Genomic DNA, 15,634 nt, shown 5'->3' with positions numbered 1-15,634 from the left:
TCAGGAAGGAGGCTCTGATGAAGCGAGTTCTCATAGCGGTTGCGATCGTATTGGTGCATCTGTGGGCTGCTCACCATGTAGTCGCCGCCGGGTTTTTTAAAGTCGGAGAGCCGGCGCCGGCCTTCTCGTTGACGTCCGTAACAGGCGATGCGGTTTCGCTTGAGCAGTTAAAGGGGAAAGTGGTTGTCCTCGGGCTGTTTCATATTTGTGACCCCTGTATGACCCAAGGAACCAATCTGCAAAAGGTCCATGAGGCGATGGCTGGGAAAAATGTGGCCGTCGTCGGGGTCAATTCGTCGGGGGATTCCAAACGAGGCGTAGGCGAATTCTTGAGTGCCTTTCCCGTGAAGGTCACCTACCCCTATTTGCTCGATCCGAATAAGACCACCGACAAACTGTATGGAGGCGGGAAGTTCATTCCCAATGTGTATGTCATCGATCAGCGCGGTGTGATCAGGTGGCAGCGGGTGGGCAATATGGAATTGGCAGGTGCCGAGGTCATCATCCAAGAAGTGGACAAGCTGTTGGCAGCTTCGACTCCAGCCGGCGCAGGAGCCATGTAGCAGGAAAAGAGGATCAGTCATGGACGAATGGGAAGAGGGTAAGCAGAAGTTTCTGGAAGTCGTGCGGGGTATTGATCAGACCGTTCAGGTGGTGATTCCGACGAAGCCCACAAACAGCATGTTCCTTATTTCCCTCACGAAGGGGCCGAATCGGAAGTTCATTACCCTCTCGGAAGACGATATCATCGATCTTCCCAGCGAAGCCGGCATCTGTGCGAAGGTTACGAAGACCCTCCAGGATGCGGTGGCAGCGTTGTAATCCCATCCACGTGAGGCGATATCTGTGAAACAACTCCTTCCCGGCATTTGGCAATGGTGCTGGTTTTCAGAAGACAAGCAGCTCGATTTTAACGGGCTATTTCTCAATGTGGGGGAACATAAGATTCTGGTTGATCCGCCGCCGATGACGGCCGAGGCCCACACATTTGTTCGACGCCAGGGCGCCCTGGATTACATCATTGTCACTAACCGTGATCATGTCCGTGAGGCGGCGTCGTACCAGGCCGATTTTCGTTGCCAGCTACAGGTGCCTGAGGCCGATGTCGCGCAGATGGATGTAAAGCCGTCCAAGACATTCAAGGACGGCGAGTTGTTGCCCGGCGGTATTTGGGTCATTCATCTGAGTGATCAAAAATCTCCGGGTGAGTCGGCATTGTACATTCAGCAGGGGAAGGGCGTGTTGATCGTCGGCGATGCGTTAATTGGCAAACCGGCGGGAAGCTTGAGCCTCCTGGCTCCGGAAAAGTATGGCGATATCACAAAGGCGCGGGACGGGCTTCGGCGTTTGTTGAAATATAACTTCGACTCGATTCTTGTGGGCGATGGCGCTAGCATCGTATTCGGCGCCAAACAGGCTGTTGAACAGGCGCTTCAGACGTAGGAAAGAATGGCCCTTCGAAACGGACTCTCAGAGGAACTCAATCGTCAGGGTAATGAGCATTTTGCGCGCGGGCACTATACGGATGCCTACGCCTGTTATGCAAAGGCCCTGGAATGTGATCGATTGACCGGTGATCATCGCGCCTTGAGCGCGACGTTGGGCAATCTTGGCAATATTTGCGCGGTTAGTGGTCGCCGTGAGTCGGCTCAGAGCTACTATCAGGAAGTGCTGGAGTTGCAGAAGGTTTTGGGTGACGAGAAGGGTATTGGGACGACCCTGGCCAATCTGGGGAATCTTCGTGCCGATGCCGGGGAGTGGGATCGAGCGAGAGCCTATTACCTTGAGGCGCTCGATATCATGACGCGAGTACATGACGAGCTGGGAAAGGCAGTGCTGTTTTCCGATCTCGGCCTGGTGGCGCGTGAAACGGGCCAGTTCGAAGAGGCGCTCCGATACTATGAGCAATCTCTGGTGCTGATGCGCCGTCTCAACAATCAAGGAGGCGTCGCCGATGCCTGGCGGATGATGGGGCGGACCTTTGCCATCCAAAAGCGCTATGATGATGCCATTGCTTGTTGTCATACCAGTCAATCAATCGCGGAGCGCAGTCGAGATGAACTGCGTACAGGCGGTGCCCGTTACGTTCTCGCCCAATGCTACGAAGATTTGGGCCAACTGCAGATGGCTGTTCAGTTACTGGAGCAGGTGGTGCGTATGGACCGTAAGTACGATCTCCCTAAATTAGCTGAGAATGTGACTCGCCTCGAACGGCTTCGCGCTCGTTTAGACGCCGAAGACCCGACGCCCCAGCCTCGGGAGTCACGCGCATGAATACCGTCGCGCTGCCATCATGGGAGAAGGCTCGAGCACGGCTGGTGAGCACGGTTCCACAATTTTATGAGCTGGAGCCCGGTGGAGCCTTGACGCTCGATCTGGGGGATGACGGGTGGCTGTTGGAAGTGCGGTCGGACGGACAACTCTTCTGTCAGCACGGCATCGCCATGGACGATGTGAAGAGTCTGATGTGCGATGGGACAACCGAAGACCTGGGTACCGATGAAGTGGCGAAACAGGCCAAATATTTTCTGGGTCCTGCGGTGTCTAAGAAGCGTCCTGCTCTCCTGAAGGCGGGTTTCGCCGAACAGACCGATATGAATGACGAATATGTCGCCATTGTGTTCCACAAGACAGTCGACTTTGATCGGTTTGATGAGGTTCTGGCTGCCGTGCGCTGGTGCCAGAATCTATTCAAGATTCAGCCATAGCACGAGACAATTCAGCCGAGTTACCTCGTGATACGCCTCCTATCACCAGCAGTCGCGTCATGGCTTCCACCGATTGCCGCGTGCGATTGTCACCGCCTGAGCTGAAGCTCTTTACCGCCATGGGGGCAGGGAACTGACCTATTCCGAAGCTCGCTCAGGCTTTCAATTATGCCAAGCGCTGTTTCGGCGATTATATTCTGCAATATCCCCGGCGGCCGACTGATCATTCAGGATTCATTTCTTCACGACCGAGAAGGCTCCTATCCCGAAGAAGCCAGCCTATTCGCCGAGAGCATGCTGCCGCTCACGTCTGCTCGAAATACCTATTCATTCAGTGGAACAGCCGAGCGGATTCGAGCTGTGGGGTTCGTAAAGACCAGACCGATTAGGATGAAGAGGGGAACTGAAGATTGGGATGGGGGGCAGCTGGAGGCCTTTCGTCCGGCCGGAGTGAAAGTGCGCAACGGCCTCCGAAGATCATGATGAGGAAGTTGAGGAGGCTGCTACCAAGTGTGAGTGCCAGGATGAGCGGGCGAGGGGACGCCTGACTTGCTTCCTGGACGATGGTTGCGAGATCGAGCGCCAAGGCAATAGTACTGTATATGACGGCTGCCATAACGACCCAGTGCTTACGGATTGTGAGAAGCCCGCCGACCAACAGCATCGGAAAACCGAAAAGGAACCCTAATAACACTCCGTCACGGATAGTTGAAAGCGAAGCGGTTGATCCCGCCATATAGAGAATATCTTCCAATGCGATCAGAGCGACGAGAAGGGCGATGACCGGACGAAAGGTTTTCATAGCGGCACTATAGCTGCCGTATTTGCCCACCGCAAGTTCCCCTGGCCCCTCTCCTGTTCCACTGGAGACTATCTCCGCCGGTTCCATAAGCAGGAATCTTCTTGTTCTTGCAAGGCCAAGATCATCGGAGATGCCGCCGTGTACCCAACCATCGAGGGGGCGGCCTAGGCCGCTGTGTGATTTACGGCGCGCAGGTATTCGCGTGAGAATCCGCCTCTCAACAGGGAGGCACACGTGGCCCTACATACATTCCGAAAAATCATCGCGGGCTGGATTGTTGGAACGCGATTAGGTGGAAGATCGAGAGGGTTTAACCGTGGAGCAAGAGAGCGACGATTGGCAGTGATATTGTGGTCGACGGGTGCCCTTCTGCTATTTTCTACACTTTCCTCGGCTGCCCCATCTTATTTTTCCGCCGGCAGCGAGGGTACTTCTGGATTTAGCGGGAAGGTCGTGGCCCAAGCGCCTGCCGATCATTCAGACGTGTTGGCAGCCGGGTTTGGGTTTCAGGCGGCCGGGCTCTCAATGATTACGGTTCGGACGTACGATGCGCTGTCAGGCGCCATCCTGTCGGAGGATTCGTTCGATGTGAACGTGAAGGAAGAGGGCGCCGCCGAACATGATGGGAATAGAGGGCGCATTTTTGCCGGCGGCATTGGAACTGACTCCAAAGGGAAATCAGCCTTCATGTTGAGAGTGTATGACGCAGAAACGGGAAGGTTTCTCTGGGAAGGGCAGTTGAATTTGCTGAAAGTGGGGGAAGGTGGCCCGACGAGAGCCAGCGCGACGATCATCCCGAGCCGTACATCGGTGCTAAAGGTATCGGTCTCCAGCACCACTAAGCTTCAGACCCTCTTCTCGGTTCGCGCCGTCAATCCTTTTACAGGTGGACTTGTCTGGCAGGATCAGTTCGCTCCAGGGGTTCGGAAGCGCGCTCGGATCGAAGGGGTGTTATTCGGTGGGCTGTTCGTCAGGCCGGTCGGTGATCCGATCGGACATATTTTTGATTTGGTTGTACGGACCTACGATCGCACATCCGGAACGCTCTTGTGGGAGGATTCGTTCGAGCAAGTGGATCGCATTGGGGAGCCCTCGACCGAGCCTGAGCTTCGTGCGCATCCTCAGGCCATTCCATCTTGGAATCCTAGCGCCTCGCCGGGGCGTGAGGCCTATCAGACGAAGCTGCGATAGCCTTTAGGATTTTGGCGGAACCACTGTGGAGCCCAGGCTGTCCGCCCATTGCTGCTGGAAGTGATCGTAGGACAGCAGTAGCCTATCCTGCATGGCGGCGGCAATTGTCTGTCGGGCCTTCAGGTGGAGCAACACTTCGTGAACCTTGTGCATGCCGAACCGTTCGATGAGATAGTGCGTGGCGGCATGGGCTTCCCTATAAGCGAGACCGACCTTCTCCGCAGGGAGACTTTCCCAACTCCCCTCAAGCGTTGTTAAAGGAACCAGGTTGTGCTCACCGGGCGTGACGCCGCTCACCTCTTGCCAGGGATCACCGGCCAGTTGCATTGCCAGACCTTCATTCAGCCAGGTTGGAATCATTCCGCCGGTTGCTCCCAATTCCTCATGAATCAGGGCATGCACAAATTCGTGACGAAGCACTCGAGTCAGCCAAGCCCGATCGGTTGCAGCGCCTTGGGTTGGGATTTGAATGCGCCCAAGGACGGGATCGAACAGGCCATCCGCCCAACTGGGGCTTCCCGTGGCGCCTTGAAACTGATTCTTTGTGTGCAGGACCACGATGATCGGCTTTGACGGGAAAAAATTGAATTTCTGACCGATTTCCCGATAGGCCTCTTCAAGAATATCCAGCACGGTGGTCCACGTGTCCGGGTCGTCACCCCCATCGTATTTGACGGTGAAGTGAACGCTGCTGTGCGTCGAGAATTTATCTTCAACTTTCTCGACGCGATGTACTTTCGTCGTGACTGCCTTCAGGTAAGACTGAAGACCAGGGTCTTTCTTAATTCGCTCTTTGGCCTGTGCGAGGTGTTTGCCGGCCTCGGGGAGGTGATCCTTCTCCTGTAGCAGGTCTGCCAAGGCAACATGGGGGAATGGCTCATCCGGCGACAGTGCCACGACTTTCCGGAGGAAGTCTTCCGTGAGTGCGGGGTCCCGCAACCCCCAGTAAGCATGGGCGAGATTGAGGTGGGCAATCGGATTTTGAGGGTCGAGCGCGACCGCCTTCTTAAATGCCTTCACGGAAACTTCGGTCCCTCCACTTCTCTCCTGGAGGATTCCGAGGTTATTCCACAGGATGGCAACATGCCGCTTGGTAGCGGATTCCGTCAAGATCGATGACGGCAGTTCCTCCAGTTTCGTCTCTGCTAAGGCAATATTGTGTTTTTCGAGTTCCTCATGAATGGTTCCGAGCAGTTCGGAATGCCTTGGAACTGGAATGCTAACGGGATCGATGGTCCTCGACCGTTTGATCTCCGGCACGGTACGTTCCTGCGATGGGGCAACAGGAGCGTTCGACGCAGGGGCGGTCTCCTCGATGATGACCTGCGGGGGGGGCGCAGGTGTATCGTGGAAATAGTGAGGCTTCAGCCATGTTTGATAGAAAATAAAGATACCGATCAACACGGCGAGAGGCCCAAGGATATGTTTGATATTGCGTCGATACATAGGTGTCCTTCCGTGAATCCTACGCGAATTCACTGTACCACCGAGCCGAGAGTGGACAAAGGAAAGTTGAAAAAGCAGCCCGGGTCTGTCCGGCTGACTATGGTTCGGCAAAAGTCCCCTCGTTGAGCCGTCCAGGTAGCTGTGGTACGATCCCGCTTCAGGATGCCACGTCCTGAATCCGCTGACTCTCACGATCCGTTCCAAGCCTTCCTGCATCGCGTAAGCAGACCGATTGAATTTGCTTGTCGCGATGCCTATGCCCATCTCCCGACGGTCAGAAATCTTGACCGTTTTGTGTCGGAACAGGTGATTGGCACTCTTGGCGAGCGGGTCTATCCGCGAGCGCTGGAGACGGAACTGCTCTCGCTGCGCAACCTGTTTGTCGATTTCCACACACGACTCACCCCCCTCGAACAACAGGATCGGCTCACGAAAGCGCTGGCGCTGCTCACTCGCTTACAAGGGGACGCACGATCGGTGAGTCAACCAGCGAGGTCTCCGAGGGAGAGCCTAGTGCAACTTGCCCCGGTTCAGTCCAGTCCTGCCCGGCCACTGTGGGAGCTGTCGATTCAATATGCAAAAGGAGTTGGTCCCAAGCGAACCCTCTTGCTGGAGCGGCTGGGCGCGCACACTGTTGAGCAGGCCTTGTGGACGTTACCATGGCGGTATGAAGATCGTTCGGTCATCACGCCGGTGGCCGAGCTTGTGCCGGGGGCTACACGGAGCGTTTGCGGCGTGATCACTCGGGCAGAGGCAACGCGTGCGCGCGTTCGCCGGCTGTCGATTCTCGATGTGGCGGTTCAGGACACGACGGGGACTGTGCATGCGGTGTTTTTTAATCAACCATACCTGGAAGATGTGTTGAAGGAAGGACTGCGGGTCATGATGTCCGGGCGGGTGGCGGCCGGTCGGGGTGGGTGGACCGATGTGCGGTTGGAAGCGACGCAATTTGAGGTCCTGAGCGGCGGCGAGGATGAGTTACTCCATGTGGGGCGCATCGTTCCAATCTACCATGAAACGAAGGGATGGACCTCGCGCCAGATGCGAGTCTTGATGCAGGGGTTACTCGCGGAGTATGGGGCTGACATGGAGGAGGTACTGCCGCTGTCTGTCCGTGCACGCCATCGGCTACCGCCTATTGGCGAGGCGATTCAGCAGGTGCATTTTCCTCTGCCGAAGACGGATCTGGCCGCTCTGGATCAGGGGGTGACGTCTGCCCACCGACGGTTGGCATTCGAAGAACTGTTGCTGTTGCAGGCAGCCATAGTGCTTCGCCAGCGGGAGATGAAGGAAGAGCCCAAAGCAATTCGGTTCAATCCTCACGTGCCGCAGCTGAAGCAATTGGCGAAGGCTCTGCCCTTTACGCTGACTTCCGCGCAGGAACGCGTGTTTCGCGAGATTCAAGCTGATATGGTGAGTTCCCGGCCGATGAATCGCCTGGTGCAGGGGGATGTCGGGTCCGGGAAAACCGTGGTGGCGCTGCATGCCCTGGTGATGGCGTGTGGATCGGGCTGCCAGACGGCGTTGATGGTCCCTACCGAAATTCTGGCCGAACAGCACTATCTGAATCTCGCCCCCTTGCTGGAGGCCGTGGGATTGAAGGCAGTGCTTCTGACCAGCGGCGGTAAGGCAAAAGACCGAAACGAGACGCTGAAGCAGTTGGAGTCCGGCGTTGCGCAGGTCGCGATCGGCACCCATGCATTGATTCAAAAGAAGGTGCGGTTCGCGAAGCTTGGCCTGGCGATTGTCGATGAACAGCACAAGTTCGGCGTCCTGCAAAGGAAGACGTTGCTGGAGAAAGGGTATCGACCGGACGTGCTGGTGATGACGGCGACGCCGATTCCGAGAACCCTGGCCATGACCGTTTATGGAGACTTGGATGTATCGGTGATCGATATGTTGCCGCCGGGCCGCAAACCGGTGCGAACCTTGCTCTATACCGACGGGCAACGTCACAAGACCTGGCAGCTGGTGGGAGATGAGTTGAAGGCCGGGCGTCAGGTGTATATCGTCTATCCGCTGGTCGAGGAATCCGAGAAGGTGGATCTCAAGGCGGCCATTCAGGGTGCGGAACATCTGCAGCGCGAGATCTTTCCTCAGGCGCGGGTCGGCTTGTTGCACGGCCGGCTTCCGACCGCGGAAAAAGAGCGTACCATGGCGGCGTTCAAGGCCGGGGCAATTCAGGTCCTCGTGGCCACAACCGTGATTGAGGTCGGGGTGGACGTGCCGAACGCGACAGTGATGGTCATCGAGCATGCCGAACGATTCGGATTAGCGCAGTTACATCAATTGCGAGGGCGTGTCGGTCGTGGAGCGCAACAATCGCTCTGTATTCTGATGGCGACGTATCTTGCGCGAGAGGCCAGGGCGCGAGTCAGTCGTCACGGTCGGCCGGAGGAGAATGCCTCCGGTGCGCAACAACGGCTGGCTGCGCTTGTGAATTCGAACGATGGATTTGTCATCGCCGAAGAAGACCTCCGCATAAGAGGCCCGGGTGAATTTCTGGGGTTGCGTCAGTGGGGGGTGCCGGAGTTTCGGGCTGCGAATCTGATGCGGGACGCGCAATTGTTGGAGCAGGCCAGGCAGGAAGCCGTGACATTGCTGGAGCAGGATCCGGGCCTGACGTTACCCCAGCACCAGGCATTCAAAGCCGCCATGCTTCGACGCTGGCGAGGCAAGCTGGCCTTAGGAGATGTCAGTTAGCGGCATAGCTGCTGCCGGTTTAGCGGAGGGGTGATCGATGGGAATGTTGCAGCGCTTGAGTCACGATTTGCGGGCCGGCTGGGTGACATTGCGGCACGGCACGGCCAAAGCCGCCACTCGTGCATTGGAAGAGGGCGAGTTACTTCGCTATCGCCTGGAATTGCGAAAGGTGGATCAGCAGCTTGACGATCTCCACGGGGACATCGGCGAACGGACGATTGCGTTGCACGATCGTGGTGAATCGGCAGACCGTATCCTGTCCGATTCTGAAATCACCCGCCTGATGCAACAGGTGCGGACGCTGCAGGATGAACGCACCAAGTTGCTCCTGGAAATGAATGACATCACGCTCGAAGGACCGTGAACCTCAGCCGATGACCAACCAGACAACGGCCTCTCCTCGAATTTTTGCCGGTATCGATATCGGGACACTCACCTGCCGTTTGCTCATAGCAGAACTGACCTCTGCCGGAGAGTTGCGGGAACTCCAATCGGACCGGCGCATTCTCCGGCTCGGCCAAGGGGTAGATCGGGATCGCGTGCTGCGTCCCGATGCCATGGCACGGGTGGTGGCCACGTTGAAGGAATGGCGTCAGGTCATCGAGAGCTATCATGTTGACGCGGCAACGGCCGTGGCGACCAGCGCCGTGCGCGACGCCGGGAATCGTGAAGAATTCCTAGGCTTGGTTCGACGGGAAGCCGGGTTCGAAATTGAAATCATTTCCGGCGAAGAGGAGGCCCGCCGAACGATGCTTGGCATCCGTTCCGGCCTGCCCCCTGGCGTGACGGATCTGCTGGCGTTGGATATCGGAGGAGGGAGCACCGAGTTTATCCTGGACCGGCCCGGCCAGGCGACGCTGGCGAGATCCATCGATATCGGTGTCGTGCGGTTGTGCGAACGCATCTTGCACAGTGATCCACCGACCTTAACCGAGGTGCAGGAAGCGCGAGACTGGGTGCGCCGGGAAACCACCACTGCAATAGCAGCGATGCCATGGTTGCCAGGAGTTACGTTCGTCGGCACCGCTGGAACTATCACTGCGATGGCTGCAATGGCTCAGCAGTTGCCTGCCTATGAACCGGCAAGGATTCACAACTACACGCTCACGCTGGATAGGGTGAAGCAGTTGGAGTTGCAGCTACTCAGTTGTTCGAAGGCGCAACGGGAAGGCCTGCCTGGGCTTGAACACGGCCGGGAAGACGTCATTGCCGCGGGTGCGGTGATCCTGTGTACGGTGATGGAGACATTGGGGATGCCGAGTCTGCTGGTCAGCGATTTGGGGTTGCGCGAGGGTGTGCTGATACATCTTGCCTGTGGTCGGTAGGTCCATATCGTTCGAGCGATTGTTGATCAATGTCAATCAAGGAATTGTCTGAACCTTATCGCTGCGAATACCAGCGGAGGCCGCTCTTCTGTTCGGTGAAGGTCGGTTGGGGGATGCCGCCCGGCTTTTCGAGCAGCAGCACCTTGAAGTCGATAAGGCCGAACCAGGCCGGGTCGGCGATGTCGTGGTAATGACACCCCTGGAGCTTGGGAAGGATGTCGCCCAAGGTCTTGGTGAGCTCACTTTCCGTGTAGGCCCGCACAGAAAAGTTCTGCCCCAGTCCCTGACAGAATCGTTGAATCGTATAGGCCGCGCCGGTGCAGAGGACTTTCGTGTCCGGTTTGATCTGCAAAAACTGCGGGAGTGACAGGTACCGCTCCTGAAAGCCAAGCCAACGTACCGCTTGTCGCAGGTGGTTGTACTGCACCTCGTATTCCGTGTGGTGGGGGAGCTTCACGGCGGCGGGCCAACCTTCTTCGACGCCAAACTCCGTGAGAAATGCCCGACCGCCCGGCTTGAGTACCCGCCAGACTTCGGCCACGAACCGCATCGGTCCCAGATTGAAGATCACTTCTTCGGGCAATTCCTTCTCAAGCGGCAACCTCAGCCGCCTGATCCAATCTAGCGCTTCTTGATGTTGTGCGGTCTCGCCTATGCCTTCCGTGAGCTCCTTACGGCTGAGCTTCACCGGTGTCATGTCGGCCATGTTTTCGTTGTCGATGATGAGGTCGACGGAATTATCTTTGAAGGGTAGACATTCGCCGTTGGCATGGGTGCCAGCGCCGGTCCAACCGCCCGCTCTCGCGCGTTTGGCCTGGAGCTGCAGGAACGGGCGTGTGACATCCAGCGAAACGTATTGGATGCCCTGTTTCTCGAACGGCAGTAGTTCCTGTCCTAGTTCGCGGGCGACATAACCCAATCCGCCACCGATCTCGACAATGACTTTGGGTTTCGGTTTGAACCAGCCAAGCCGGCGCATCTGGCGCATGAGCAGGCGACCATAGGTCGTGCCACCCAGTGCTTCGCAGGGTTCCCGAAAAAGGTGGGACACGGTGGTTTCGATCAGATCGAAGTGCCCGTCCTCCAAGTCGCTTTCCTTCAACTCGTGGACATGGAAGTCTTCGAGGTGTTCCTCACCTTCGAACTCCTGCTGCCCCGACCAGCCTTCCCGGATTTGTTGCAAGAGCAGGTCCCATTTGGCTTTGTGGCGATGGCCTCCGGGCGGCTCCGTGCCGAAGTAGCAGAGCGAATAATTAGGCGTGGACCAGCGTGCCAGGTGCCAGGTCCCTGGCTGGCCGTCCGGGCCGCAGATCTTATTACCGTACTTCTCCAGGAGTGCGCCCACCGTAATGTGGCCGTTCATGGAGGTGAGCATTTCAATTCCGACGGCATTGAGCCGGACGAGCGGAAAATCGTCGTCGAGCGGAGCCAGCCACCATTCGTCGAAGGCATGCTGGTAGGCCACGAGGTCGGGAATACGCCAGGCAATCAGGCTCAGGGTGTCGCCGCTCAGGGTGAGGGGCTCTTGGATGGCTGCCGCAGCTTTCATCTGGTTAGGTCCTGCGCACGAAAAGCCGCAGCCTACACGAGCGCAGCGCCGACGCGCAAGAACTTCGATGAGGAGGACTGGCTACGTCTGCGAGGGAAGCAGCGGCGACTCCGTCACGATGATCATGCCGCGCATAATGGGATGAATACGGCATTGGTAGGGATAACGGCCGGGCGGGAGGCTAGGGATCGTATAAACTCCCCCCGGCTCCACAGCACCGGAATCGAAGGCGCAGCGGCCGCTGTCTTCAAAACAGGCATCATGGGTCACGGTATGGTGGGTGGGCGTTGGATTTTCCCAGCGGATGGCGCCGCCGGCGGTGACGGTCACCGCTGCAGGCACATAATAGGGTGATCCGCTGTCCATCAGGACTTGCGTTGCCGGCGGGGTCGCAGAAGTCGGCCAGGCTATCAGAGTACTTGTTGCCAATACGAGGAGGATCATTCGCCAGCTCATCGCGTTATCATTCCCCTGGATAAAGATACTTCTATTATACATAGAGACAGGTTCCCGACGGAAGGATTCAGTCGGCCTACGGGCGGCGCCGGTGTCACGAATGTGAACGATTGGAGGGGCGCGACAGCGTTGCAGTTTGGCACAGTCTGCCACGCGTACCGGATGGTTGCAAGAACCTGGTTGTTCATGCTAGATGGAGGCCGCTTTACCACCGACGTGCCATGCTGAAGACCTGAGAGGAGGACGTGGAATGGCGAAGAAAATCGTGAAAAAGAAACGCGTTGCTGCCAAAGCCTCGCGGCCGAAAAAAGTCGCGGGGAAAAAGGCGGCGAAGCCGAAGAAAGCCGTGGCAGCTAAGAAGCCTGTGAAGGCCAAGAAGGCGGTAGCGGTAAAGGGGAAACCTGCCGCCAAGAAAGCCGTCAAGCCGGCAAAAAAAGTGACCAAAAAGCCGGCCGCAGCGGCTAAGCGTCCTTCTAAGGCCAAGCCCGTCTCCAAAGCGGTGAAGCCGGCGTCGAAAGCCGTCAAGCCTGCCGTGAAGCCCAAACCCAAGCCCAAGCCTGTGCCTCCCAAGGTCAAGTCTCCAGTCGAGCCAGCTGCCGTGGTTCCTGAGTCGAAACCTGTGAAGCCTTCGGTGCCGGAGGTCAGCAAGGTGGCGAAGGTGGAACCCGAGCCTCAACCGCTGGACCTCGACGACGAAGAAGAGATGGCTGAAGACCTTGAGGATGTGTCGGAAGAAATCGAGGAAGAGATCGAAGAAGAGCTCGGACTCGATGGTGAAGACGACGATGTGGACTATCTGGAAAAGTCGGAAGATCTCCTCGACGACGCAGACGAATATCGAAACAATTAGCCCACGTTGGTGTCGTGGCTTACCGGGTTGTGCTCGGGTGATGCCTCTCCGTGTCACGTACTCCCTAGCCAGTGAAGGCGCCACTGAACAAGCCTGATGGTGTCCTCTGCCCCGACAGGCCTGGGACTGTCTCGGGGAGAGTCCTTGAGCCAGTCGCTGTGGCGTTAGGTTGGTCGCGGCTTCTGGCCATCATCCTGATCCTATAGATTTCATGAGCCATTTTTTGTTTATCGCCGGCGCCCTTCGTGAACGGACTTCCCAGGAGAGTGCCGAGCTGCAGTTTGGCGCCGGGATTTGGGGCCTCTGCACGGCCTTGATTCGCGACAATCTCCAGAAGTTTTTGGCGCCTGACTCCCATGGACTGGTGTATGTGCTGAAGGAAGGTATTCGAGCGGAATTTGCGATTACTTCACCTGTCCAGCCGTTTCAAGCCCTGGATGAATTGCTCAAGGACGAGGTGCGAACAGAAGCCCGATATGGATTCGTTCGGATCACGCCGCTCCGGCGTTGGCAGGTTCATGCGCCGGACTGTCAGGCCCTGCTTCAGCGTGTGTTGGGGATCGAGGATCAGGCAGAATTAACTCGGCGGCTTAGTCTCGGCATGCATCGTCTCACGGACGCGGAGTTTCGGGCGATCGTCGAAGGGTTAGGGGTGGAAGCGTAGCCGGCGAGGTCCACTGACCGCGGGACTCTTATTCGAGTGTGCCTCCGGTCATGAGACGGTAGGCCTCCTCGACTGTGGCGACCTCTGTGACTTCAACGTTGAGCTCCCAGGCGAGCCGGTTGAGGTTCCAGCGCGGATCGTCCCGCTGGCCTTGGGGGATCAGAATCGTGCGATAACCCTCGCGGGCTGCCGCACGAATCTTGTCTGGGATGCCGCCCACGGGGCCGATGGTGCCATCCTTGGCAATCGTACCGGTTAAGGCGATTCCTCGCCGGATATGATCTCCTTTCAATAGCGCCGCAAATCCGACCGTCATCACTGCGCCGGCGCTCGGGCCGTCTGTCCCGGTTGCGGCGTACGCGATGCCCATGGCACTGACCGTGCCCGCATGATCGATCTGCGGGGTGTGGTCGATCGCATATTGAAACGCAAGGACCATGGAACTGAGGTTTGTCTGTCCGGGCCGGATGTTGCCGCCTTGCCATTGCAGTTCCATGGGGGAAGGGCTTGAAAGGCGATCCCAACGTAGCAGAAGCACTTCGAACACACCGCGGTTATTCGCTTGGATCGCTGCGAGCATCGGGACTTCGACCACCGATTCTGCGCAGGCAAGCCGGATACTTGCGAGTAGCATAGCGGTGCAGACAAAGACCGCGCATAGGAAGCGCTGGCCTCTGCTGGTGCGAACCTCGGGCGCAATGGCGGACATATGAGTCGAAGTGTAGCAAAGGTATTGGGGGAGTAAAGTGTTCGGACGTTTACCCGTCTGTCGTTTGGTTCGGAGAGGTTTTGTGAATTCATCGAACCGACCCGCTGGATCATGTCGATTTCCCATCTGGGCCGCAATAGCGGTGCTGTGTGGATGGTTGCTGCTCCCCGGGATGCTGCGCGCGGAATGTGTCGCGGAGAGGGGCGTGAAAAACGCAGCGGCTGTGTTCACCCTGCATTTACCGAATACCTGTACCGAGGCTGAGCGGGAGGCACGTGCCGTATCCGCGCAAGAATTGCTGCGGGCGCTGGCGGCGGGAAAGGGGCTGGACCTGTCGGGGGTTGTGATTCAGGGCGACCTGGTGCTCGATGAGCTGCCGGCTCAGAAGGTGAGTATGGTGGGCGACCTGGCACCCGAGGACCGTCGAGTGCTTGAGGGGCTGAATGACGAGGAGGTGCATGTCATTCGCGGGCCATTCGTGATCAAGCAGTCGAGGGTGAAAGGACGGATCGTCAACCGGCTCAAGAGCGGGTTTCTGTTGATCACCGGGCCGGTGGTGTTGGCGCACACGGATTTCGCCGGATTCGTCGACCTCTCGCGCACCCTGTTTCTCGGTCTGGTCGATGGATCGAATGCGACCTTCCAACAGGAGAGTTATTTTGTCCAAAACCGATTTACGCAGGGAGCCATGTTTTCGGACACGCATTTCGGTCCGCACGCTCGATTTCACCGCTCGATGTTCTCCGGCCCGGCGATATTTCGCGAGGCGACCTTTCAGGGGTTGACTGAGTTTCTGGAAGTGGTGTTTGAACAGGATGCAAATTTTTCACGCGCGGCATTTCACCTCGGCACCGGATTCTCCGGCGCGCATTGCCGTGCGAAGTGCGACTTCTCTTCGTCTCAGTTCGATCGGGAGGCCTTTTTTCTGTTCGCCATCTTCGACCGTCCGGCTACTTTTGCCTCCGCGCGGTTCGGATCGCAGGCCGACTTTTCGGATGCCGCATTTAAACAGGCCGATGATCTCGCACAGGCGACCTTCGCGCGCACACCGCTGTTGACCAGAACCGCTCGTGTCAGCACAACGGTGCCGGGTCCTTCGGCTTCCGCCTCGGCTCCATTTTCCCAGGCCGTCACGATCGTCCTATTTGTGATGGCGCTGGGGCTGTTGGTCTATATCATTAGGGCCAAGTAGCCCTGGCTGAACCCACAACATATAGTTTTAGTCTTGCCC

General features: G+C 57.6%; 17 protein-coding genes. 12 read left to right on the top strand and 5 right to left on the bottom strand.

Annotation, left to right across the window (positions count from 1 at the left end):
• Positions 1–17 precede the first annotated feature (17 nt).
• From H8K11_19040 to H8K11_19020, 5 genes are read left to right on the top strand one after another with little or no spacing between them, the layout of a single operon-like run.
• Positions 18–563 (top strand): TlpA family protein disulfide reductase, encoded by a 546-nt coding sequence (locus H8K11_19040; protein ID MCS6265845.1) that lies wholly within the window; start codon positions 18–20, stop codon positions 561–563.
• Between the two features lie 19 nt (positions 564–582).
• The gene (locus H8K11_19035; GenBank protein ID MCS6265844.1) at positions 583–822 is read left to right on the top strand and encodes a hypothetical protein; all 240 of its coding nucleotides are present in this window, start codon (positions 583–585) and stop codon (positions 820–822) included.
• 24 nt (positions 823–846) lie between these two features.
• Entirely contained in the window at positions 847–1,443 is a 597-nt protein-coding gene (locus H8K11_19030) for a hypothetical protein (protein ID MCS6265843.1), read from the top strand.
• A gap of 6 nt (positions 1,444–1,449) precedes the next feature.
• On the top strand, positions 1,450–2,274 hold the full coding sequence (locus tag H8K11_19025; GenBank protein ID MCS6265842.1) for a tetratricopeptide repeat protein: 825 nt from the start codon (positions 1,450–1,452) through the stop codon (positions 2,272–2,274).
• Positions 2,271–2,708 (top strand): hypothetical protein, encoded by a 438-nt coding sequence (locus tag H8K11_19020; GenBank protein ID MCS6265841.1) that lies wholly within the window; start codon positions 2,271–2,273, stop codon positions 2,706–2,708. Before H8K11_19025 ends, H8K11_19020 begins: the two co-directional genes overlap by 4 nt.
• Before the next feature lie 385 nt (positions 2,709–3,093).
• Here H8K11_19020 and H8K11_19015 read toward each other — a convergent pair whose 3' ends face one another.
• On the bottom strand, positions 3,094–3,597 hold the full coding sequence (locus H8K11_19015) for a hypothetical protein (GenBank protein ID MCS6265840.1): 504 nt from the start codon (positions 3,595–3,597) through the stop codon (positions 3,094–3,096).
• A gap of 366 nt (positions 3,598–3,963) precedes the next feature.
• Here H8K11_19015 and H8K11_19010 point away from each other — a divergent pair, with 366 nt between their 5' ends.
• The gene (locus H8K11_19010; GenBank protein ID MCS6265839.1) at positions 3,964–4,701 is read left to right on the top strand and encodes a hypothetical protein; all 738 of its coding nucleotides are present in this window, start codon (positions 3,964–3,966) and stop codon (positions 4,699–4,701) included.
• Positions 4,702–4,704: 3 nt separating this feature from the next.
• On the opposite strand, the gene H8K11_19005 is transcribed toward H8K11_19010, so the two are convergent.
• Positions 4,705–6,147: a tetratricopeptide repeat protein gene (locus H8K11_19005; protein MCS6265838.1), complete on the bottom strand. Its 1,443-nt coding sequence runs from the start codon at positions 6,145–6,147 to the stop codon at positions 4,705–4,707.
• A gap of 162 nt (positions 6,148–6,309) precedes the next feature.
• Between H8K11_19005 and recG the strand changes: the two genes are divergently transcribed.
• Genes recG through H8K11_18990 form a run of 3 tightly spaced genes read left to right on the top strand, consistent with a single transcriptional unit; the run spans position 6,310 to position 10,175 of the window.
• Complete coding sequence (gene recG / locus H8K11_19000) at positions 6,310–8,850, top strand: ATP-dependent DNA helicase RecG (protein MCS6265837.1); 2,541 nt, start codon at positions 6,310–6,312, stop codon at positions 8,848–8,850.
• Positions 8,851–8,887: 37 nt separating this feature from the next.
• Positions 8,888–9,214: a hypothetical protein gene (locus H8K11_18995; protein MCS6265836.1), complete on the top strand. Its 327-nt coding sequence runs from the start codon at positions 8,888–8,890 to the stop codon at positions 9,212–9,214.
• A 10-nt stretch (positions 9,215–9,224) separates the two neighbouring features.
• Positions 9,225–10,175 carry a Ppx/GppA family phosphatase gene (locus H8K11_18990; protein MCS6265835.1) on the top strand — a complete coding sequence of 317 codons (951 nt, stop codon included), beginning with the start codon at positions 9,225–9,227 and terminating at the stop codon, positions 10,173–10,175.
• A 55-nt stretch (positions 10,176–10,230) separates the two neighbouring features.
• Here H8K11_18990 and H8K11_18985 read toward each other — a convergent pair whose 3' ends face one another.
• Together H8K11_18985 and H8K11_18980 are read right to left on the bottom strand one after the other, a co-directional pair.
• Positions 10,231–11,724 carry a methyltransferase domain-containing protein gene (locus H8K11_18985; GenBank protein ID MCS6265834.1) on the bottom strand — a complete coding sequence of 498 codons (1,494 nt, stop codon included), beginning with the start codon at positions 11,722–11,724 and terminating at the stop codon, positions 10,231–10,233.
• Between the two features lie 81 nt (positions 11,725–11,805).
• Positions 11,806–12,180 (bottom strand): cupredoxin domain-containing protein, encoded by a 375-nt coding sequence (locus H8K11_18980; GenBank protein MCS6265833.1) that lies wholly within the window; start codon positions 12,178–12,180, stop codon positions 11,806–11,808.
• Between the two features lie 250 nt (positions 12,181–12,430).
• On the opposite strand from H8K11_18980, the gene H8K11_18975 reads away from it, so the two are divergent.
• Entirely contained in the window at positions 12,431–13,030 is a 600-nt protein-coding gene (locus H8K11_18975; GenBank protein ID MCS6265832.1) for a hypothetical protein, read from the top strand.
• Positions 13,031–13,241: 211 nt separating this feature from the next.
• Positions 13,242–13,694, top strand: coding sequence for a hypothetical protein (locus H8K11_18970; GenBank protein ID MCS6265831.1), 453 nt, complete (start codon positions 13,242–13,244; stop codon positions 13,692–13,694).
• 28 nt (positions 13,695–13,722) lie between these two features.
• Here H8K11_18970 and H8K11_18965 read toward each other — a convergent pair whose 3' ends face one another.
• Entirely contained in the window at positions 13,723–14,274 is a 552-nt protein-coding gene (locus tag H8K11_18965; GenBank protein MCS6265830.1) for a hypothetical protein, read from the bottom strand.
• A 334-nt stretch (positions 14,275–14,608) separates the two neighbouring features.
• On the opposite strand from H8K11_18965, the gene H8K11_18960 reads away from it, so the two are divergent.
• On the top strand, positions 14,609–15,595 hold the full coding sequence (locus H8K11_18960) for a pentapeptide repeat-containing protein (protein MCS6265829.1): 987 nt from the start codon (positions 14,609–14,611) through the stop codon (positions 15,593–15,595).
• Positions 15,596–15,634 lie beyond the last annotated feature (39 nt).

It is taken from the genome of Nitrospira sp. (genome assembly GCA_024998565.1).
Classification (GTDB): domain Bacteria; phylum Nitrospirota; class Nitrospiria; order Nitrospirales; family Nitrospiraceae; genus Nitrospira_A.
This window is presented reverse-complemented; position numbering and strand designations above follow the sequence as displayed.